Below are 19,798 nucleotides of genomic sequence, written 5' to 3'. Positions count from 1 at the left end.
CATCCACGCAAACCCAATACGTCAATCGGGCAGGACGCATGAACGAGCCGGAACATGACGGAATTACAGCCGAAACCACCAAGCCGCCCGGAAAAAGGGCCGACCGCAGCTGGATCGCCTTCGGAATCGCGGGCCTTGCGGTGGGCCTTGCCGCAAGCCTCGCCGTTGGCTGGGCGGCCTTTCCGAAGCTGCTTTATTCCGAGTTGAGGCAGCCCATCGATTTCAACCACAAGATTCACGTGGAGCAGGTGGGCGACTGCGCGGGTTGCCACTCCTTTGACGAGGAGGGCCGCTTTTCGGGGATTCCCGACCTCTCTAACTGCATCCAGTGCCATTCCGAGGCCCAGGGAACCGACCCCAACGAGGCGAAGCTCGTGGCGGATTACGTAACCCCGTCAAAGCCCATACCCTGGCTTGTCTATTCCCGCCAGCCCCAGTGCGCCTTCTTCTCCCATTCGGCCCACGTATTTTCGGAGAAAATGCAGAAAATGGCCGGTATGAAGCCGGGGGAGGCCGGTGAGGACCCAGGCGCCTATTCTGCCGCAGTGTGCGTCAACTGCCACGGAAAGCACGGCGAGACCGAGCATTCCAGGCCCTTTTTCCGCAACCGCATAACCGGCGAAAGCCGGGACATCTACGGGAAGAATATTTCGGGTTTCGCGGACAAGCCTTGGGACCGGATGAAGATGGACACCTGCGCCGACTGCCACGCCAAGGTGAAAAACGAAAAAGAAGCATGTTTCGTGTGCCACAAGTAAGGGAAAAACCATGAAGCTTTCCCGAAGGAATTTTCTCGCCCTTGGGGCGGGGGTCGCGGCGGGCGGCGCTGTGGGAACCATGCTGTCGCCTCTTCCCTTTAAGCTCGCCGACGATCTTTCGATATGGACCCAGAACTGGCCCGGAACCCCGGCTGTGGCGGGCGGGCCGGAAACCGCCCTCGATACCGTGTGCCGCCTGTGCCCGGGCTCCTGCGGCCTAAGGGTTCGGAAGATCGGCGAAAGGCTCGCTGGCGTGGCCGGAACCCCAGGTCATCCGGTAAACGACGGCGGCCTGTGCCCCCTTGGAGCCTCGGCCCTGGCGCTTCTCTACGGCCCTACCAGGATAACCGGGCCGATGGTCAACGCTGGAAAGCGGGGCGAGGGGAAGTGGAAGCGGGTTTCCTGGAAGGAGGCCGTGGAGTTTGCCGCAAAAAAGCTCTCCGACCTTCGCGCCAAGGGCGACGCCCACAGGGCGGGCGTCATCACAGGTCAAAGGCTGAATCCTGCATCCAGGATGTTTGAGCGCTTCATGCAGGCCTTCGGCTCATCCAACGTGTTTTTCCCGGTCACTTCCTTCGATACTTACGCAAAGGCCATCAAATACATGCACGGCGTCGACGCCCAGCCGGGTTTCGACATCGAAAACGCCGATTTTGTCTTGAGTTTCGGAAGCGATCTTCTGGAGGGCTTCGGAAGCCCTGTGGCGACCATAAAGGCCGTGAGCGCCCTTCGGGACAGGGGCGGAGTCCTGGCCCAGGTCTCGCCCAGGCTTTCCAACACGGCGGCCAAGGCGGACCAGTGGATCGCGGCCAAGCCCGGCTCGGAGGCGGCCCTGGCCCTTGGAATCGCCCACGTTCTTATCAAGGAAAAACTGGCCGACCCCGGCGTGATTGCCGCTGCGCGCGGTTTTCTCGACGCCGCCGGGCCGGACGGCAAGCCCGTGAAGGGCTTTTCGGGCAAGGTTCTGGCCGATTACACCCCGGAAAAGGTCGCCGGGCTCACCGGGCTTTCGGCCAAGGCAATCACGGATTTGGCGCGGGCCTTCGGAAAGGCAGAAAAGCCCCTTGCAGTGTGGGGCCGTGGCCGGGGCGACGGGGCGGGGCTTTTGTCCGAATGCATGGCAGTCCACTCCCTAAATATTCTTAAGGGCCGGATAAACGCCCAAGGCGGCCTTTTTCTGAGAAGGGAGGACTCCCTTGCCGGGTGGTCCGCGCCCTTTTTGGATCAGGTTGCCATAAAGGGGCTTTCCAGAGGCAGGGCGGATTTCGCCGGAACGAGGCGCTTTCCCCTTGCGGAATCCATCCTCTCGAACCTTCCGGCCCTTCTGGCCGAAACCAGGGGCGGCGGGCTCTCAGCCCTTCTGGTGGTGGATTCCGACCCCTTCCACGATCTTCCCGACGCAAAAAAGGCGCGGGAGGTTTTGGGGAAAATTCCCTTCATAGCCTCTTTCGCCACGCATTTAAACGACACCGCCATGATGAGCGACGTGGTGTTTCCCATAAATTTCTTCCTGGAGGACTGGCAGTACTCGCCCACTCCTCCGGGATCGGTAAAAAGGCAGGTCTCCCTTTCAAAGCCTTTGTTGAACCCGGTGGTTAACTCGCGGCCCGCCGGGCAGGCCATCATGGAAATAGCAAGGGCCGTGGGCGGAACAGTGGGGCAGAGTTTCGCCTGGGCCAATTTTTCTGCGGCCCTTGCCCAGGCCCTTGGAAACGACATGGAAGCCCTGAAAAATGACGGCCATGTTTCGGCGGATGCGATTGTGGAGCCGGGTGCAGGCGTGGATTTCTCCCCCGCCGTAACCCACAGGTTCATTCACAACGCCCTGGTGCTCGGCCCCACCCACAAGGGTCCCAATCTTCCGGGAAAAGGAGATTGGCCGCTTCTCGCAGTACCGATTGAAAGCCTGCGCCTGGCCGTGGGGCCGGTGGCGGGCTCCAATTACATGGTGAAAGCCCTTTCCGACGCCGTATTGAAGAAAAACGGCCTTTTGGTTGAGGTGAACCCGGAAACCGCGAAAAAGCTCGGCCTTTCCGAAGGGCGCGTTGCGGAACTGTCCACGCCCAAAGGTTCCGCAAGCGTCATGATTCACCTTTCCAACGGGATCATGCCGGGCGTGGTGGGAATCCCACGGGGCCTTGGCCATCAGGGCTACGACGCATTTTTGAACATAAGGGGCGTCAATTACAGCGCCCTGGCCGCCCCCGCCATAGACCCGGTTACCGGGCAGGATGCGGCCTACGGGGTACGGGCCAGCCTGTCGCCATGGCCGTCGGATTAAATTACGAGGGGCTGGGGGTTATACGCACATCCCTGTCGCTACTGAGGCGTTTTTACGATAGAGGTTTCAAATGAGTGAAGCCGAAAAAACATCCGTCCGCCACAGGCGCTACGGCATGGTCATCGATCTGGATAAATGCACGGGCTGCGGCTCCTGCATGGTGGCCTGCATGGCTGAAAACAACGTGACCGCGCGGCCCGACGAGACGGACAAGAAGAAATCAATAACCTGGATGCGGGTGTACAGCTTTGATAACGGCAAGGGCTTCCCGGAAGCCCGCACCTGTTTCCTGCCCCGGCCCTGCATGCACTGCGCCGGAAAGGGCGGCCACGGGCACAGCCCCTGTGTGTCGGTCTGCCCGGCTGTGGCCACGGATTACAGCGCCGAAACCGGAATCGTGAGCCAGATACCCACCCGCTGCTTCGGGTGCCGGTACTGCATGGCGGCCTGCCCCTACCATGCCCGGTACTTCAACTGGTTCGATCCGGTTTATCCCAAGGGCATGGAAAAGATGCTGAACCCGGACGTAAGCCTTAGAATGCGCGGCGTTGTGGAAAAGTGCAGCTTCTGCTTTCATCGTTATCAAAAGGCCATGGACAAGGCTTTCTATGAAAAGCGGAAGGAGTTGGAAGAAGGCGAGTACCAGACAGCCTGCACCCAAAGCTGCCCTTCCGGGGCCATCGCCTTCGGCGACCTGGACGACCCGAAACACGCGGTTTACCGCCTTCGCCAGCCGGTGAAGGGCCTTTACGTTTTCCGCCTTCTGGAGCGGCTGGGCACCGAGCCCAAGGTTTATTACACCACCCGGCACGAGTGGATTAGAAAAGCGGCTGACCGCACGGTAAATGATGAGAAGACAGCAGGGTAGAGGCCAAGGAGAAGTGAATGGAAGCCGTGCTCGATAACCGGGAAAAAAGGGGCCTTGCGGGAACAATCCTGGCCTGGGACGAGGCGCTTCAGCCAAAGGGCGTCACCCGCGCGCCCCTGTGGAAGTTTACCCTGTGGATGGGGTTCTGGGGCGTGGTGGCCCTTTGGGGGGTCTATGCCGCCGCCCTGTGCTGGATTTTCGGCTTGAACCAGACCGGTATGAACGATTACTACGGATTCGCCCTGTGGATTTGGGCGGATCTCGCCGTAATCGCCCTGGGCGGCGGGGCCTTTTTCACGGGCTTTCTGAAATACGTTCTGGGGCACGAGAAACCGCTGAAATACATAGTGAATTACGCGGTTTTGATCGGCTTCATCTGCTACAGCTCGGCCCTTCTGATTCTTGCAATAGACATAGGCCAGCCACTTCGCGGCTGGTTCATTTTCTGGCACGCCAACGTGCATTCCATGCTGACCGAAGTGGCCTTCTGCCTTTCGTGCTACTTTATCGTGCTGACCATAGAATATTTTCCCAACATCCTGGAAAACCGGGTGCTTTCCAAGGTTCCCTTTTTCCGGAACCTGGTCAAAAATTTCCACGGCTCAATGGCGGTTTTCGCGGCAACCGGCGTTTTCCTGTCCTTTTTCCACCAGGGAAGCCTGGGCGGACTCGCCGGAGTGCTCTACGGCAGGCCCTTTGCGGCCCGCGAGGGAGTGTTCATCTGGCCCTGGACCTTCTTCCTTTTCACATGGTCGGCGGCGGCCTACGGTCCCTGCTTCACCATGCTTTTAACCCGCATAATCGAGGCCGTCACAAAAAAGAAGCTGGTGCCCGATGAAACCATGCGCTTTCTGGCAAAGGTTTCCGGCTGGATGATGGGCACCTACATCATCGCCAAAATCATCGACACCGTCTATTGGGCGCAGGTTACGGCTCCCGGGGCGGGCTTTTCGCTCTCGGACTTCTACGCATCCGGCCCCTTTTACGGGTACTGGTTCCTTGCCCTTGAAATTGTCATCGGCGGAATAATTCCGGCGGCGGTTCTTCTGATCCCCAAGGCCCGCGAAAATCGGGCGATCTTCACTCTCGCCCTGGTACTGGCAGTCATGGGGGTGTGCGTCAACCGCTGGGCCATGGTGGTCCAGACCAACGCGATACCGGTCTTGAGCTTCGACAAGTGGGCCATGTACGTCCCCACCTGGCAGGAGATTGCAACAACCATCCTGCCCGTGGCCTACGGCGTGCTCCTGGTGTCCTTGTCGCACCGTTATCTGCCGCTTTTTCCCCTTGAGGTCGGCGAAAAAGACGGTCATTGAGCAGGCAGTCTTGTAGGCTGGGCTGAGAAACGAAGCCCAACGAATTGATTTATTACCATATTTTTTGAAAGCGCAACAGGAAGGACTTTTCCATGTTTCCCTTCATCTTTGAATGGGCCTGGGACGCGAGCCACATCATCTTCATGGGCGGCCTGTGGTACGCCCTTGCCATCATAGGTGCCGGGGTCACCTATGTTGTGGCCAAATCGGTGAAGGACACCCTTTCCGGCGAAGAGGGCGAAGACGGGCATCACTGATGTATTTGCCGCCAGAAGGCCGATTTTTCAAAAGGGGGGCAAGGGGCGTTTCCCACCCCCTTTTTGCGTCGGATTCCATGTATCCTGCCGTAAAACTCCCCGCCCGGCCATTGAATACCTTTCGCTTATCTGTTACGAATCCCATCCGTAGAGGTTTTTTAGCTTTCATCCGTCCTTATACATGGAGGCCCGATGCTTTCAAAAGAGATCATGGAACGATACGCCGACGTGCTTCTGTGGGGGCTTTTCACCGCCCGCACCGAAAAGTACGCCAAAGGCGACATCATACTGGTGCGGTTCGATCTTCCGGCGCTTTCGGTGGCCGAGGTTGTCCAGAAAAAGGTGCTGGAACACGGATTTCACCCGGTCATGCGCCTCATGCCCACGGCGGGCCTCGAACGACAGTTCTTTTCCGTGGCCGACAAGGCCCAGGCGGCCTTCATCCCGCCCGGAGAGACCGAGCTTTACGAGGGAATCCAAGGCTCCATCTACCTTATCGCCCCGGAATCCCTCACCCACCTGAAAGACTCGCCGCCCGATCTTCTTTCGGCGGCGTCCCTTTCCCGAAAGCCCTTGCGGGACATTCTGGACCGGCATGAGCAGAAGGGCTCCTTCGGCTGGACCCTTGGGATAGTGCCCACCAAGGCCCTTGCGGCCCAGGCCAAAACCACCCTTGCGGCCTACGGAAGGCAGTGGCGGGCGGCCTGCTTTCTGGACGACCCGGACCCGGTCTCGCGCTGGAAGGGGATCTTCGACAAGACCCAAAAGCTGAAGGCCTGGCTGAACGGGATGGAGATCGAATCCCTGCAAGTAAAAAGCGAGCGCTGCGACCTTACCGTCACCCCAGGAAAACAGCGGCGCTGGGCAGGCGTGTCCGGCCACAACATACCCAGTTTCGAGGTTTTCATCTCGCCCGATTATAACGGCACGGAAGGCGTCTATCACGCGGACCAGCCCTCCTTCCGCTACGGCAACTACATAAAGGGCGTCACCCTGGTGTTCGAGAAGGGCCGGGTGATCGATGCCCGCGCCGACGAGGGCGAGGAATTCCTGAAAAAGCAGGTGGAGATGGACGCCGGGGCCTGCCGCCTGGGCGAGTTCTCCCTTACTGACCGCCGATTTTCCCGCATAGACAGGTTTATGGCCAACACCCTTTTCGACGAGAACTTCGGCGGGCGCTTCGGCAACTGCCACGTGGCCCTTGGCTCCTCCTACGCGGACACCTTTTCAGGCGACCAGGAGCAATTTACCCCGGCACTCAAGAAGGAACTCGGATTCAACGACTCGGCCCTTCACTGGGACCTTGTAAACACCGAAAAAAAGACCGTCACGGCAACGCTTGTTTCAGGCGAGAAGAAGATCATCTACGAAAACGGCCAGTTCGCAATGAACGAGTGAGGCGGCCCTTGTCTTTCGACAATGCGGAACTGGTTGAGGTGGCGGTGGCGGCCAACATTGCCCGCACCCTCACCTATTCGGTGCCGGAGAGCCTTTCGGGGCTTGCCCTGGCCGGAAAGCGCGTGCTGGTCCCACTTGGGCGGGGGGCGTCAATGGGCTATGTCCTGGGGCCGGGCGAACCCGTGGAAGGTTTTAGCCTGAAGCCCGTGGCCGACGTCTTGGACCCCTGTCCACTTTTTCCCGAATCAATGATCCCCTTTTTCCGCTGGGTGGCCGACTACTATTTTTATCCCACGGGGCTCGTAATCAAGGAGGCCCTGCCCACCGGGGCCGACTGCGGGGCGGCCCTTGAGGTCTGCGTTTCCGATAATGTTGGCGGGGCGGCCAAATCCGGTTTGGACGGCCCGGAACAGGGCGTACTTGAGGCTCTGGAAAAATCCGGCGCGGTTCTGCTCTCCGATTTTTGCGGGGACGACCGGAAAAGGCGGGCCTCTGTTTTCCGGCTCCTTGACCGGGGCCTTGTGAAATGCGGGCCCGTGGCCGTCTCGGACCGCTTCGGCCCCAAGACCGAGTCCTGGGTGCTTGGCCTTGTTCCCGTCTCCTCCGCATCCCCAAGACTCAAGGGCCGCCACAGGGCGCTTTCCATCCTTTCCGAACGCGGGGCCATGCTCCTGCGGGATTTGAAAATCCTGGTCCCGTCAGTGGGCCGCCATCTTGCCGACATGGCGGGCGCGGGCGAAATCGTGACCTTTGACAAGCCCGTTTACCGGGACCCATTCGGAAGCGAGGTAACACCTGATTGCGGCCCTCCCGCGCTCATGGACGAGCAGAAGGCCGCGCTTTTAAAGGTGGGGGCGGCGCTGGGAAACGGTTTTTCCTGCTTTCTTCTGAACGGCGTCACCGGAAGCGGCAAGACCGAGGTGTACCTGGAAGCGGCCCGCATGGCCGTTGAAAAGGGGCTCTCGGCCCTGGTGCTGGTGCCGGAAATAGCCCTTATCACCCAGACGGAAAGGCGCTTTCGGGCGCGTTTCGGCGAGAAGGTGGCGGTTTACCATTCGGGGCTTAGCGAAGGCGAGCGCCACGACCAGTGGATAAGGGCCGCACGCGGCGAGGTGTCGGTTACAGTGGGTGCGCGTTCGGCCATCTTCGCCCCTCACGCGAACCTGGGCCTCATCGTGGTGGACGAGGAGCACGACGAAAGCTACAAGCAGGAAAGCGGCCTTCGGTACAACGCCCGCGACCTTGCGGTGGTGCGGGCGCGTTTTTCCGGGGCCGTGGCGGTTCTGGGCTCGGCCACGCCCTCGGTGGTGAGCCTCCATAACGCGCAGAACGGGAAGTCCGTGGAAATCGCCCTTACAAAAAGGGTGGAGGATCGCCCCTTCCCGGAAGTGCGGCTGGTGGACCTTCGGTTCAACAAGGCGGGAAAGCACGGGGCCCTTCTTTCCGGCCCGCTGGTTTCCGCCATCACCGAAACGCTGGCCCGCAAGGAGCAGGTACTCCTGTTCCTGAACCGCCGGGGCTATTCCAATCTCGCCCTCTGCGCCGACTGCGGCGGGGCTATAAGGTGCGTCAACTGCGATGTAAGCCTCACCTATCACAAGGACCAGAACTCCTGCCTCTGCCATTACTGCGGGTATTGCCACGAGCTTTCCGCAGGCTGCCCCAACTGCCGCAGCCAGAAGATTCAGCTTGTGGGGGTGGGCACGGAAAAACTGGAGGCGGCGGTTTCCAAGCTCTTTCCCGAAGCCCGTCTGGCGCGGCTCGACCGGGACACCACCGCAAAAAAAAACGCCCTGGTGTCGGTTTTGACGGGTCTGCGAAAGGGTGAACTGGATATCGTAATAGGCACCCAGATGGTTGCCAAGGGCCACGATTTTCCCGGAATAACCCTTGTGGGGGTGGTGTGCGCCGACTTGTCCCTCAGTTTTCCGGATTTTAGGGCCGGAGAGCGCACCTACCAGCTTGTGAGCCAGGTGATGGGAAGGGCTGGCAGGGGGGAAAAACCCGGAACCGTGATAATCCAGACCTATAGCCCCGACCATTTTTCCATCAAGGCCGCAAGAACGGCGGACGCCCAAGGTTTTTACGGCACCGAGCTTTCCCTGCGCAAAGGGCTTGGGTATCCGCCCTTTACGCGCCTTGCCCAGGTGAGGATAATGTCGAAGGAGCTGGCGAAGGCCGAGGAAACCGCCTCTGTTATAGGGGAGGACGCCCGGGTGCTCGCCGCGAACGCGGGCGGCAGGATAGTGGTTCTGGGGCCGGTGCCCGCGCCCATTTCGAGGCTTTCCAACGTCTACCGCTGGCAGATGCTTTTGAAGGGCTACGAGACAAGGAGCTTCCGGGAATTTCTGGCCGCGCTCTCCGGGGCCATAGGAAGGCGCTGTACGGGCGGGAAGGCCAGTGCGTATCTGGATGTTGATCCTGTTTCAATGCTTTGAGATGCTTGTGGCCGGGTCGGCTAACATCCTGGGAGCGCGGGCCAGCCGTGGAGGAGATGTAAGGGCGATGAAAATATCCGACGGTCTGTGGATGGTGGCGGGTCCGGGGCTCACCTGCGACGAGGACGCCGCCGCTTATCTTGTGTGCGGCGGGACCAGGGCCGCCCTGATCGACGCCGGAACCGGGCGCGAACACGAGCGGCTTTCGAAAAACATACGCGCCGTTCTGCCAGCCGAAGCCTCGCTTTCCTTCCTCTTTCTCACCCACTGCCACTACGACCACGCGGCGGGAGCGGCCCTTTTGAGCCGGGAATTCGGCATCCCCGTGGTGGCCCATGAAAAGGACTCGGCCTTTCTGGAGTCCGGCGATAAAGCCGTTACAGCGGCCTCCTGGTACGGGGCGGAAATGCCTCCGGTCCGCGTTGATCACCAAATTTCCGGAGGCCAGGAGCTTTTCTCTGTGGGAAGCCTAAAAATCCAGGCCATCCACTGCCCCGGCCACACCCCCGGTTCGGTGGCCTACGTCACCCATCTTGACGGCAAAAAGATACTCTTCGGCCAGGACGTCCACGGCCCCCTTGTGGCGTCCTTTCTTTCAAACCGGGAGGATTACGTGCGCTCCTTGAACCTTCTTCTTTCCCTCAACGCGGACGTCCTGTGCGAGGGCCATTACGGCGTGGTGGAGGGAAAGGCCGAGGTGGCCCGGTTCATCCGCCGCTTCCTGAATCCGGGCGCTGATTCCGGGCTTTGAGGCGGCCCTACTTTGCGGGCGGCGGAAATGACGGCTTGATGTCGATTATGGGCGTACCGTCGAACATATCGAGGCCCGTGACGAAAATGACGTTTTCCTCCACCCTGCCAACGGTGAGCACCGAAAGCCCCACCGGATTCGGGCGTACCGGGGAGCAGATGGAAAAAACGCCGGTTTCGATTCCAGTGTGGGGCGGCTTCTGGATGAGGAGGGAGGGATCGAATTCCGGGGCGCGGTGGAAAACGAAAAGCACCGTTATCTTGTCGCCGGGCCTGATGTCCTTTAGCCCCGTGGTGTATTCCGGGTTTATGACAAGCCTGCCTGAAACGTCCGAAACCGACCAGTGGCGCGGAACCGTTTGGGACTCGTGCCTGACGACGCCTATGGGCTTCATTGAATAGTTCATGGGCGGGGTCCTTTTCTTTTTTTTGCCGTCTATAACATATTGTCGCAACCGGCTGTTGAGTATGGCGTGCGGCTTGTGATATGGTGGATTCCTATCATCAAACGGATTGCTTTAAAAACCGGCGTTACCGCGCCTGGTTCGCGCTCTATCAAAGGAGGCGTTAAGTGTATAGAATAATCGGAGAGGAGTCGTTCGCTGACGGAGAGGTCATCTTCGCCGAAGGGAGCCTGGGCCGGGACATCTACCGGGTGAAGACCGGGGCCGTGGTGATCTGCAAGGACGTGGGAGGCCGCAGCCTGATCCTGGAGGTCTTGCGGGTGGGGGAGATTTTCGGTGAAATGGCCTTTATTTCAGACTCCCCGCGCTCCGCCACCGCCAGGGCGGTGGGCCACACCGTTTTATCGGTTCTGGACCGGAAGCAACTGGAGGACGAGATCAACGGCCTCTCCCCGGAGCTTTACCAGCTTTTCGAGTGCCTCACCCTTCGCCTGAAAAAGACCACCGACGCAGCTGCCGGAATAAGCCTGGTCCGCCGCGAGCCTCGTGTTTCCAAGACCTGGTTCGTAATGTACGAGCACGGTGACCTGCACCTTGAGGCATATTCCCAGAACGCGTCCTGCGGCGGACTTTTCATCAAGACCCCTTCCCCCCTTTCCCGTGGGGAGAGGTTCAAGCTGAATCTCCAACTGCCGGACGACGCAGGTCCGCTGGGCCTTCTTTGCGAGGTGGCCTGGAACCGCAAGCGCACCGACGACCCGGAGCAGTTTCCCCTTGGAATGGGGGTCAAGTTCGTGGAGATGTCCCAGGAAGACCACGAAAAGTTACTTCACGCCCTGGAAAAGCCCTACTAGCAGCCTGTCTAAAAACGCGACTGTGTCAGGCTGGCTTGGCCGGCTCGTTATGTACATTTAGTACACGGCCTCCCCGGGCAAGCCAGCCAACCCTCGCTCTTCATCGCCAATATTCAGGCAGGTAGGCAGGCTTCATATCCATCTTTTTTCAACGGGCCGTTAAGGGCCGCTCATCAGGGCCTTTTCAATGGCCTGATACCTCTTCGGGTCAACGAAGGCCATCTCCGCCAGTTTTCTGACCCGCCCCGGGCCTCCATCCTCCGCAAGGGCGCTTCTGACCGCCTTCATGGCCTCCGCGTTTCCGGGCTCCTGTTCCAGAAGGGCAAGGTAGTGGGCCGTCGAAGCCTCGGCCCTGCCCGTCCTTGCCGTTATCCTGGCAAGGAGCCTGTGGGCGGAAGCCAAGCCCGGCTTGAACCTTATGGCTTCATAAAGATGGCCGAGAGCCTCGTCCGCCCTGTTTTGCCGTAAAAGCTCATCTGCCATGGCCATCCTTGCCTTCACGTGGGCCGGGTTTTCCTCGATAGCCCTTTGATACCACTTCATGCTTTCCGCCCTGTCACCGCCCTTTTCCCCGATGACGGTTCCGATGTTGAAGGCCGTGTTGGCGCTCATGATCCCTTCGGGCACCAGGGGAACCATGACCACGAACACTGCCGCAAGCGCGGACCCCAAGGCCCACGCAAGGGGTTTTTTCCGCCTTTCGCGCAGAAGCCGGAAGCCCTCGTAAAGGCCGAACCCGGCATAAAGGCAGAGAAAGGCAGCAAGGGGCAGGCGGTAGCGGTCGAAGATGAAAAACGCGGCCACGGAAAGCGCGTAGGTGAAAAGAAGGATCAGGATGATCCCGTGGCGGCGGATGTTTCCAAGGGACAGGGCCAGCCCGAAGGCCGCAAGGGGGCACAGGACCCCGAAGGGAATGAGCGCCCCAGACGCTTGCAGGACGCCCGAAAAAAGCCCAAGGGTGGCCACGTCCTCGGAATCGGCCACCTCCACCCGGTTCCACAGAAGGAGCCACTTGCCAAAGCTGCGGAAAAGCCAGCCCTTCGGGTTTTCCGCGATTTCCGCAAGGGCCTTTTTCGTCCAGTAATGCGAGATTTCCGACGGGGAAAGTTTCCGGCCAAGGGCCTTTTCCGCAAGCTGCCTTGCGTCCTCCTGCTCGTAGCGCCAGGAGGAGCGGCCCCATTTCAGGGGCTCGTAAAGGCCCGTGGCGGCCCTGTTGTTGCCGTAATAGAAATTGGCCCCGAACTGGCTGGTGGTAAGGGCGAAGGTGTCGCCCACTATAAGGTTCCGAAGGGCCACGGGAAAAAGAACGAGGAAAAGGCCCAGGAGGAACGCCAAGACTCTTATCCGGGCGGCCCTGTTGAATTTTTCGGAAACCAGAAACCAGGCCGCCGCCAGGGGAATGAAGGCCAGGGCGTTTTCCCGCACAAGGGCCAGGAGCCCCAGGCCCGCGCCGCACAGGAGCCAGTCGAGCCGGGGGCGCGGGCCGTAAAGGGCCTCGCCCAGAAAGTACAGGAAAAGCCCAAGGCAGAAAACGGTGAGAGCGGCCTTTTGCATCACCAGAACGAAAAAGAGGCTCATGGGGTAAAAGGCCAGAAGAAGCCCTGCGGCAAGGCCCGATGGCCGGTTGAAGAAGCGCCTTCCGGCAAGGGCGAACAGGATGCAGGATGACGAGTCCAGAAGGGCCTGAAAAATCCGCACGATAACCAGGTCCCGCCCGAAAATCGAGTAGATGAGCCCAAGAAAATAGGGGTAAAGGGGAGCCTGGTAAAAAACCGAATCGCCCAGGGCGTTGCCAGCCGCGATTTTTTGGGCCCAGAGGTCGTAGCCCTCGGCGTCGCCTATGGGTATGTAAAAAAGCGGATAGTCCCTGGCCTGCCATAAAAAGGCCAGCCGGATCAGAAGGGCCAGCCCGAACAGGCAGGCATAGGGCTGCCAGGAGTTCCACACCCCTTTAAGGCACCCGCTTTCCGGGGCGTATGTGGCCGGATTTTCCGTCAAACCGCGACCTCCGGTTCCGGCGGCGGGGGTTCCAATACGGCCCTTACCGGCCCTTCGGCGGGGCCTGGGGCGATCCGGCCCTTTACAAGGCTTCCGGGCCTTAGGGGGGAAATCGATTCAAATTCCACCGAAACGTAGTTTTCCGTAAGCCCCTTCCAGATGGAAGGCGCGGACGAAGGGCCTTCCACGCAGATGACTGCGCTTTTCCCCGTAAGGCTTGCGTGGAAAGCGGCCCTCTTTTTCCCGGAAATCTCCCGAAGCGCCGCCGTCCGCTCCTTCATCACCCAGGGCTCTATTCTGCCGGGCATGGAAAAGGCCGCCGTGCCCTCTCTGGGCGAAAACGGGAAAACGTGGAGGTATGCCAGAGGAAGCGTTTCCACAAGTTCCAGCGAATTTCGGAAGGCTTCCTCGCTCTCGCCCGGAAAGCCCACCATCACGTCGGCCCCCACTGCGGCGAAGGGCAGGGCCTCGTTAATCCCCCTTACTATATCGGCGTATTGAGCCGATGTGTAGGGCCTGCCCATGAGTTTCAGGATTCCGTCGTCGCCGCTCTGAAGGGGCAAGTGGAAATGCGGGCAAAGAAAGCCCTTTCGGGCGAGGCCCAGGATGCCCGGCGTCAGCTCGTTGGGCTCAAGGCTGCTTATGCGCAGCCTCGGAAGGCCGGGCATTTCCGAAAGCCCGGTCAAAAGCCGTGTGAGGCAGGAGGCCGGATCAAGGTCGAGCCCCCAGGCCCCTATGTGGATGCCGGTTAAAACGGCCTCGCAAGAGCCGGATTCGGAAAGGCCGGAAAGGTGGCGGGCCACGGCTTCAGGGTCCATGCTGCGGCTTTTTCCCCGCGCCCTTGGAACCGTGCAATAGCTGCACCATTGGTTGCATCCGTCCTGGATGCGCAGAACGGGCCTGGACCTCAGGCCCGTGACCGGCCTTTCCGGGGAGCCGGGCTTGCGACCATCCTCTATGGGGTCCCGAAAAACCAGGGCTTGGGGGGGGATCGCGCCTGAAGCCAGGATGCCTTGGGCAAGTGCTGCGATCTTGTCCTTGTGGGAGTTGCCGCACACCGCGCACAGGTTTTCGATTCCCGAAAGGGAATCCGGGTCGGTCTGGGCGTGGCAGCCTGTGGCGATAACCACTGCCCTGGGATTCGCCCTTATGGCCGCCCTCACAGCCTGTCTGGACTGCTGGCCCGCCCTGCCCGTGACGGTGCAGGTGTTCACCACTATGAAATCGGGGGGCTCGCCACGGCGGGCCTCAATCAGGCCGTTGGCGGCCAGTTCCGAGGCGATGCTGTCCGATTCGTAGCGGTTGACCTTGCATCCCAGGGTTATGACGGAAAAGGTTTTCGACATGTTGAGCTGATGCCTCAAATGATTTTGATCAGATTAAAGCCGTATTTTCCGACTCTTGGCCGAGGAAAGCAAGAAAGAGTTTGTGGTTCTGGCCGCAAGAAAATTTGAGAAATTCCTCCATCCGCGAGGCCGTTTTGAAGGCTGTCTCATGTTGTGGCCTACTGAAATTTATACCACAACATAAAGGATGGATGATGTAAAACAAGCGCGGGCAGGGCCGTGGATGAGTAAAACTTTGATGATTTTTCTTGACAGAAGGGCAGGCGGGTATTACGAACCTTCCGACTTTGAACATGGAGGCGACTGGTGGAAAGCTATATTGCCATATTGGCCGCATTGGGTTTCGGTGTTGCGCTTTCGGGCGGGTTCATGGCCCTTTCATGGTTCGTGTCCTGGATTCAGGGACAGAATCAGCCAGACCCCATCAAATACACTACCTACGAGTGCGGCATCCCGCCCAAAACCAATGCCAAGCAGCGGTTTACCGTGGGTTTCTACATGATAGCCCTGGCCTTTCTGATCTTTGACGTGGAAACGGCCCTTCTTTATCCCTGGGCTCATTCCTTCCAAAGCCTGGCCAAGGAGTTCGGAACTCCCATCCTTGTATCCATGCTGACTTTCACCGTTCTGCTGGTGGTTGCCCTGGCGTACATCTGGAAAGAGGGTATTTTTGACTGGCCTGCCAGGGCCCGCACCCAGGGCAGAAAAGTGCAATAGGATAAAACCCGGCCGATTCCAGGGGGGCAATCCTTTTGGGAAAAGGCCGGAAACCTTAAAGGTTCAAAGAGCGCGGCGCCAATGAGCAATCTTTCCGAGGCAAAATCTGAAATCAAGGAATTCTTCGCCAAGGGGCAGGAAGGCTGGCAGCCTTTCGTCACCACCAACCTGCGCTATCTGGCGGACTGGGGCAGAAAGTACTCGCTCTGGCCATATCCCTTCGGCACGGCCTGTTGCGGTATCGAGTACATGGCGGTTCTGATGTCGCGTTACGACATTTCCCGCTACGGCGCGGAGCTGGTGAGGTTTTCCCCCAGGCAGGCCGACCTTCTGGTGGTGGCCGGAACCATAAGCTACAAAATGGCCCCGGTTTTGAAGCAGATTCACGGCCAGATGTGCGACCCCAAGTGGGTGATTTCCGTGGGAGCCTGCGCCTCGTCGGGCGGCTTCTACAACAACTACTGCACGGTTCAGGGAATTGACGAGATAATTCCGGTGGATGTTTACGTGGCCGGATGCCCTCCCCATCCGGAAAACATTCTGAGGTCGGTTATCAGGCTTCAGGAAAAGATTCAGGCCGGTGCGGATTTTCCGCGCGGCATGAAGGTGGAGCTTTAAGGCTCATGGCAAGACCTTTAGACATCGTAAGGGCCAAGTTCGCAGATGAGGTTCTTGGCGTCAATGAAGCGTGGCCGGAAGGTCCCCTTGTTGTAAAAAAGGACCGCATCCACGAAATCCTGGCTTTCTGCAAGGACAACCCCGATCTTTCCATGGATTTTCTCATGGATATCGCAGGCGTTGACTTTCTGGGCCAGGACCCCCGTTTCGAGGTTGTCTATAACCTTTACAGCCTTATCCACAAGCACCGGCTGCTTTTGCGGGTGAAGGTGCCGGAGAGCGATCTTGCGCTTCCCACAGCCACCGACCTGTGGAAGTCCGCAGACTGGGGCGAGCGGGAATGCTGGGACCAGTACGGCGTGGTTTTCACCGGGCATCCGTTTCTGCGCAGAATCCTCAATCACGAGGATTTCGTGGGGCATCCCCTGCGCAAGGACTATCCGGTGGAAGGCCGCCAGGTCCTGAAGGAAACCGTCGATTACGATATTTCCCGCCAGGGCCTGGAACAGAGCGACGGCGTGGGCAATTTCGTGGAAATCAACATGGGCCCGGCCCATACGGCCACCCACGGAACCCTTCGCTCCAAGGTGCTGTTGGACGGCGAAATAATCGTGAAGCTGGTGCCCGAAATAGGGTACCTCCATCGCGGTTTCGAAATCATGAGCGAGCAGGTTCCCTACCAGCACGTCATCCCCTACACCGACCGGCTGAACTACTGCTCTTGTGCCATGAACAACACCTGTTACGCAATGGCCGTGGAAAAGCTTCTGGGCATAGAAGCCACTCCCAGGGCACAGCGCATCCGGGTCATCATCGACGAAATAACGCGCATCATAGACCACTGCGTGGCCTTGGGCGTCAACGCCATGGACATGGGCGCTTTCACCAATTTCTGGTACGCCTTCTGGCCCCGCGAGCTTGCCTACGACATCTTCACCAAGCTCTGCGGTGCGCGCCTCACCACGGCCTACACCCGCATCGGCGGCCTTTCCAACGATCTTTACGACGGGTTTGTCGACGATGTGAAGGGCTTCAACAAGGCGCTCAACGAGGCCATCGGCGACATCATGGCCCTTTTGAAGAAAAACCGCATCTTCAACGAGCGCGTGCGCGACGTGGGCATGATAGACAAGGAACTGGCCATCTCCTACGGTTTCACCGGCCCCAACCTTCGGGCGGCGGGGGTGGAGTACGACGTCAGGAAGGCCCACCCGTACAACGGCTACGACCAGTTCGATTTCGACATTCCCCTTGGGGAAAAGGGCGACACCTGGGACCGCTTCTTTGTCCGGGTTGAGGAAATCCGCCAGTCCCAGCGCATAATCGAGCAGGCCATGAAGGACATCCCCGGCGGGCCTGTGATGGTAAGCGATTACAAGATCGCCTTGCCGCCCAAGTCTGCGGTTTACGGCTCCATCGAAGGCCTCATGGCTCATTTCAAGCACATCATGCACGGAATTGAGCCGCCCGTGGGCGAGGTCTACGGTCTTACCGAGGCCGCCAACGGCGAGCTCGGCTTTTACATCGTTTCGGACGGCGGCCCCAAGCCCTACCGCATCAAGGTGAGGCCGCCCTGTTTCTATTACTACTCGGCGTTTCCGTATCTTGCCGAGGGAAGCTTCATCGCCGACGCGGTGGTGGTGCTTGGAAGCCTAAACGTTATCGCGGGCGAGCTGGACCGCTAAGTCCGCGAGACGGAGGGAAAATGGCGTTTTCGTTCACCAAAGAGTCCGAGGACAAAATCTCGGCCATAATGAAAAAGTACGCGGCCCACAAGGAAGCGGCCTTAATGCCGGTTCTCTACGTGTGCCAGGCCCAGGACGGCTGGGTGAGTGAAGACGCGATGGCCGCAGCTGCGGCCGTCTGCGGAGTCGCTCCCACCCGCGCGATGGAAGTGGCGAGCTTCTACACCATGTACAATCGCAAGCCGGTGGGCAAGTACCATGTCCAGGTGTGCAACAATTTAAGCTGCTCCCTCATGGGAAGCTCGCACATCGTGGACTACCTTTCAAAGAAGCTGGGCGTCAAGGCGGGGGAAACCACTGCGGACGGGCTTTTTACGCTCACCAAGGTGGAATGTCTCGGCTCCTGCGGCACGGCGCCCATGATGCAGATCAACGACCGCTATTATGAGGACCTCACCCCCCAAAAGGTGGATGGGATTCTCGACGGGCTCAAGTGATGGCTGATACGGTCAAAATACTTACGGCGGATTGGGGCAGGAAGGATTCCCATCTTCTTGCCACGTACCTCGAAAGCGGCGGGTATGAAACGGCGCGCGAGGTCTTTTCCAAGTACAAGCCCGAAGACGTGACGGCCCAGGTTAAGGCTTCCGGCCTTCGCGGGCGCGGCGGCGCGGGTTTCCCCACTGGCCTTAAGTGGAGCTTTCTCCCCAAGGACCACGGCAAGCCGGTTTATCTGTGCTGCAACGCCGACGAGGGCGAGCCCGGTACCTTCAAGGACCGCTACATTCTTGAGCTTTCGCCCCACATGCTGATCGAGGGCATGATCATCGCCTCCTACGCCATCGGTTGCCACGAGGCGTACATCTATGTTCGCGGCGAGTTCGTGTTTCCCATCGAAAGGCTCCAGGGCGCTATAGACGAGGCATACGCGGCGGGCATTCTCGGCCCGGACGTTTTCGGCAACACCGGGTTTGCGCTGGATATCATCGTCCATTCCGGCGCGGGCGCTTACGTGTGCGGCGAGGAAACGGCCCTCATAGAGTCAATAGAGGGCAAAAAGGGCCAGCCAAGGTTGAAGCCGCCCTTCCCGGCGGTGGTGGGCCTGTTCGGCTGCCCCACCATAGTAAACAACGTGGAGTCGCTGGCAACCGTTCCCTGGATTCTGAAGAACGGCGGCGAGGCCTACGCCAAGCTGGGCACCGAAAAAAGCAAGGGCACCAAGCTTTTCTCCATATCCGGCCCCGTCAACAAGCCGGGCGTCTACGAGGTGGAGCTTGGTTTTCCGCTCAAGAGGTTCATAGATGAACTGTGCGGCGGAATGAAGGCCGGCTCCAAGTTGAAGGCCGTCATCCCCGGCGGGTCTTCCACCCCGATTCTCACGGCGGAAGAGGTCGAGACCTTGAACCTCGACTATGAGTGCTGCCAGGCCGCAGGCACCATGCTGGGCTCCGGCGCAATCATCGTGATGGACGATAAAACCGACATGGTGGACGCCATCACGACCCTGGCCCATTTCTACGCCCACGAGTCATGCGGTCAGTGCACCCCCTGCCGCTGGGGCACCGACTGGTGCTACAAGATATTGAAGCGCATAAACGAGGGCAAGGGCCAGCCGGGCGACATCGAAACCCTGCTCGAAGTCACGGCCAATATGATGGGAACGACTGTTTGCCCCCTGTCCGACGCGGCGGCCATGCCCATCCAGGGCTTTTTGAAAAAGTTCCGCCCCGAGTTCGAAGCCAGAATCAAGGGTTAAAGGTCTTAAATACAGGATTCGTGAAGGATGCCGAAAGTAACCATAGATGGCCTGGAAATCGAGGTTCCGAAAGGAGCCACCATCCTTGAGGCCTGCGAGCAAGCCAAGGTCCGCATCCCCTTCTTCTGCTACCATCCGGCCCTGTCCATAGCGGGCAACTGCCGGATGTGCCTTGTTGAAGTGGAAAAGATGCCCAAGCTGGCCATTGCCTGCAACACCACGGTGATGGACGGAATGGTTGTCAGGACCACCACCGACAAGGTGAAGAAGGCCCAGCAGGGAGTCTTGGAAATCATGCTGGCCAACCACCCGCTGGACTGTCCCATCTGCGACCAGGCGGGCGAGTGCAAGCTT

Annotated in this window: 18 protein-coding genes; 15 read left to right on the top strand and 3 right to left on the bottom strand. The window is 59.5% G+C overall.

Annotated elements, in window-relative coordinates:
* Window positions 1-38: 38 nt before the first annotated feature.
* The 8 genes from HZB23_04615 (at window position 39) to HZB23_04580 (ending at window position 10,067) form a co-directional block, all read left to right on the top strand.
* A complete protein-coding gene (locus HZB23_04615; GenBank protein ID MBI5843938.1) occupies window positions 39-758 on the top strand; it encodes a cytochrome C in 720 nt (239 codons plus the stop codon).
* 10 nt (window positions 759-768) lie between these two features.
* The gene (locus tag HZB23_04610; GenBank protein MBI5843937.1) at window positions 769-3,039 is read left to right on the top strand and encodes a molybdopterin-dependent oxidoreductase; all 2,271 of its coding nucleotides are present in this window, start codon (window positions 769-771) and stop codon (window positions 3,037-3,039) included.
* Window positions 3,040-3,109: 70 nt separating this feature from the next.
* Window positions 3,110-3,907, top strand: a complete 798-nt coding sequence (locus HZB23_04605; GenBank protein ID MBI5843936.1) for a 4Fe-4S dicluster domain-containing protein — start codon at window positions 3,110-3,112, stop codon at window positions 3,905-3,907.
* Window positions 3,908-3,924: 17 nt separating this feature from the next.
* The gene (gene nrfD / locus HZB23_04600; protein ID MBI5843935.1) at window positions 3,925-5,223 is read left to right on the top strand and encodes a polysulfide reductase NrfD; all 1,299 of its coding nucleotides are present in this window, start codon (window positions 3,925-3,927) and stop codon (window positions 5,221-5,223) included.
* A 92-nt stretch (window positions 5,224-5,315) separates the two neighbouring features.
* Window positions 5,316-5,480 (top strand): hypothetical protein, encoded by a 165-nt coding sequence (locus HZB23_04595; protein MBI5843934.1) that lies wholly within the window; start codon window positions 5,316-5,318, stop codon window positions 5,478-5,480.
* Window positions 5,481-5,672: 192 nt separating this feature from the next.
* Entirely contained in the window at window positions 5,673-6,878 is a 1,206-nt protein-coding gene (locus HZB23_04590; GenBank protein ID MBI5843933.1) for an aminopeptidase, read from the top strand.
* A gap of 8 nt (window positions 6,879-6,886) precedes the next feature.
* Window positions 6,887-9,316: a primosomal protein N' gene (gene priA, locus HZB23_04585; GenBank protein ID MBI5843932.1), complete on the top strand. Its 2,430-nt coding sequence runs from the start codon at window positions 6,887-6,889 to the stop codon at window positions 9,314-9,316.
* Between the two features lie 67 nt (window positions 9,317-9,383).
* Complete coding sequence (locus HZB23_04580; GenBank protein ID MBI5843931.1) at window positions 9,384-10,067, top strand: MBL fold metallo-hydrolase; 684 nt, start codon at window positions 9,384-9,386, stop codon at window positions 10,065-10,067.
* Window positions 10,068-10,074: 7 nt separating this feature from the next.
* On the opposite strand, the gene tsaA is transcribed toward HZB23_04580, so the two are convergent.
* Complete coding sequence (gene tsaA / locus HZB23_04575; GenBank protein MBI5843930.1) at window positions 10,075-10,473, bottom strand: tRNA (N6-threonylcarbamoyladenosine(37)-N6)-methyltransferase TrmO; 399 nt, start codon at window positions 10,471-10,473, stop codon at window positions 10,075-10,077.
* Between the two features lie 164 nt (window positions 10,474-10,637).
* Between tsaA and HZB23_04570 the strand changes: the two genes are divergently transcribed.
* On the top strand, window positions 10,638-11,324 hold the full coding sequence (locus tag HZB23_04570; GenBank protein MBI5843929.1) for a cyclic nucleotide-binding domain-containing protein: 687 nt from the start codon (window positions 10,638-10,640) through the stop codon (window positions 11,322-11,324).
* A 159-nt stretch (window positions 11,325-11,483) separates the two neighbouring features.
* Here the strand turns inward: HZB23_04570 and HZB23_04565 are convergent, their stop codons facing one another.
* Both HZB23_04565 and mtaB read right to left on the bottom strand, forming a co-directional pair.
* Entirely contained in the window at window positions 11,484-13,322 is a 1,839-nt protein-coding gene (locus HZB23_04565; GenBank protein ID MBI5843928.1) for a glycosyltransferase family 39 protein, read from the bottom strand.
* Window positions 13,319-14,668, bottom strand: coding sequence for a tRNA (N(6)-L-threonylcarbamoyladenosine(37)-C(2))-methylthiotransferase MtaB (gene mtaB / locus HZB23_04560; GenBank protein ID MBI5843927.1), 1,350 nt, complete (start codon window positions 14,666-14,668; stop codon window positions 13,319-13,321). The genes HZB23_04565 and mtaB overlap by 4 nt, the downstream gene beginning before the upstream one ends.
* A gap of 306 nt (window positions 14,669-14,974) precedes the next feature.
* Between mtaB and HZB23_04555 the strand changes: the two genes are divergently transcribed.
* The 6 genes from HZB23_04555 to HZB23_04530 form a co-directional block, all read left to right on the top strand.
* A complete protein-coding gene (locus HZB23_04555; protein MBI5843926.1) occupies window positions 14,975-15,385 on the top strand; it encodes an NADH-quinone oxidoreductase subunit A in 411 nt (136 codons plus the stop codon).
* Between the two features lie 81 nt (window positions 15,386-15,466).
* On the top strand, window positions 15,467-16,003 hold the full coding sequence (gene nuoB / locus HZB23_04550; GenBank protein MBI5843925.1) for an NADH-quinone oxidoreductase subunit NuoB: 537 nt from the start codon (window positions 15,467-15,469) through the stop codon (window positions 16,001-16,003).
* Window positions 16,004-16,008: 5 nt separating this feature from the next.
* A complete protein-coding gene (locus HZB23_04545; GenBank protein MBI5843924.1) occupies window positions 16,009-17,688 on the top strand; it encodes an NADH-quinone oxidoreductase subunit D in 1,680 nt (559 codons plus the stop codon).
* Between the two features lie 20 nt (window positions 17,689-17,708).
* On the top strand, window positions 17,709-18,185 hold the full coding sequence (nuoE, locus tag HZB23_04540) for an NADH-quinone oxidoreductase subunit NuoE (GenBank protein MBI5843923.1): 477 nt from the start codon (window positions 17,709-17,711) through the stop codon (window positions 18,183-18,185).
* Window positions 18,185-19,444, top strand: coding sequence for an NADH-quinone oxidoreductase subunit NuoF (gene nuoF, locus HZB23_04535; protein ID MBI5843922.1), 1,260 nt, complete (start codon window positions 18,185-18,187; stop codon window positions 19,442-19,444). The genes nuoE and nuoF overlap by 1 nt, the downstream gene beginning before the upstream one ends.
* A gap of 27 nt (window positions 19,445-19,471) precedes the next feature.
* On the top strand, window positions 19,472-19,798 hold a 327-nt coding region (locus tag HZB23_04530; protein ID MBI5843921.1), incomplete at its 3' end, for a (2Fe-2S)-binding protein.

The organism is Deltaproteobacteria bacterium (assembly GCA_016235345.1).
Taxonomy (GTDB): Bacteria; Desulfobacterota; Desulfobacteria; order Desulfobacterales; family Desulfatibacillaceae; genus JACRLG01.
The sequence above is the reverse complement of the archived record's forward strand: the minus strand, read 5'-3'. Positions and strand labels throughout refer to the sequence as shown.

Bases quoted from the DNA above. Each gene is read 5' to 3' on its own strand.
- HZB23_04615 (MBI5843938.1), top strand. From the start codon at position 39: ATGAACGAGCCGGAACATGACGGAATTACAGCCGAAACCACCAAGCCG.
- HZB23_04610 (MBI5843937.1), top strand. From the start codon at position 769: ATGAAGCTTTCCCGAAGGAATTTTCTCGCCCTTGGGGCGGGGGTCGCG.
- HZB23_04605 (MBI5843936.1), top strand. From the start codon at position 3,110: ATGAGTGAAGCCGAAAAAACATCCGTCCGCCACAGGCGCTACGGCATG.
- nrfD (MBI5843935.1), top strand. From the start codon at position 3,925: ATGGAAGCCGTGCTCGATAACCGGGAAAAAAGGGGCCTTGCGGGAACA.
- HZB23_04595 (MBI5843934.1), top strand. From the start codon at position 5,316: ATGTTTCCCTTCATCTTTGAATGGGCCTGGGACGCGAGCCACATCATC.
- HZB23_04590 (MBI5843933.1), top strand. From the start codon at position 5,673: ATGCTTTCAAAAGAGATCATGGAACGATACGCCGACGTGCTTCTGTGG.
- HZB23_04580 (MBI5843931.1), top strand. From the start codon at position 9,384: ATGAAAATATCCGACGGTCTGTGGATGGTGGCGGGTCCGGGGCTCACC.
- tsaA (MBI5843930.1), bottom strand. From the start codon at position 10,473: ATGAACTATTCAATGAAGCCCATAGGCGTCGTCAGGCACGAGTCCCAA.
- mtaB (MBI5843927.1), bottom strand. From the start codon at position 14,668: ATGTCGAAAACCTTTTCCGTCATAACCCTGGGATGCAAGGTCAACCGC.
- nuoB (MBI5843925.1), top strand. From the start codon at position 15,467: ATGAGCAATCTTTCCGAGGCAAAATCTGAAATCAAGGAATTCTTCGCC.
- HZB23_04545 (MBI5843924.1), top strand. From the start codon at position 16,009: ATGGCAAGACCTTTAGACATCGTAAGGGCCAAGTTCGCAGATGAGGTT.
- nuoE (MBI5843923.1), top strand. From the start codon at position 17,709: ATGGCGTTTTCGTTCACCAAAGAGTCCGAGGACAAAATCTCGGCCATA.
- nuoF (MBI5843922.1), top strand. From the start codon at position 18,185: ATGGCTGATACGGTCAAAATACTTACGGCGGATTGGGGCAGGAAGGAT.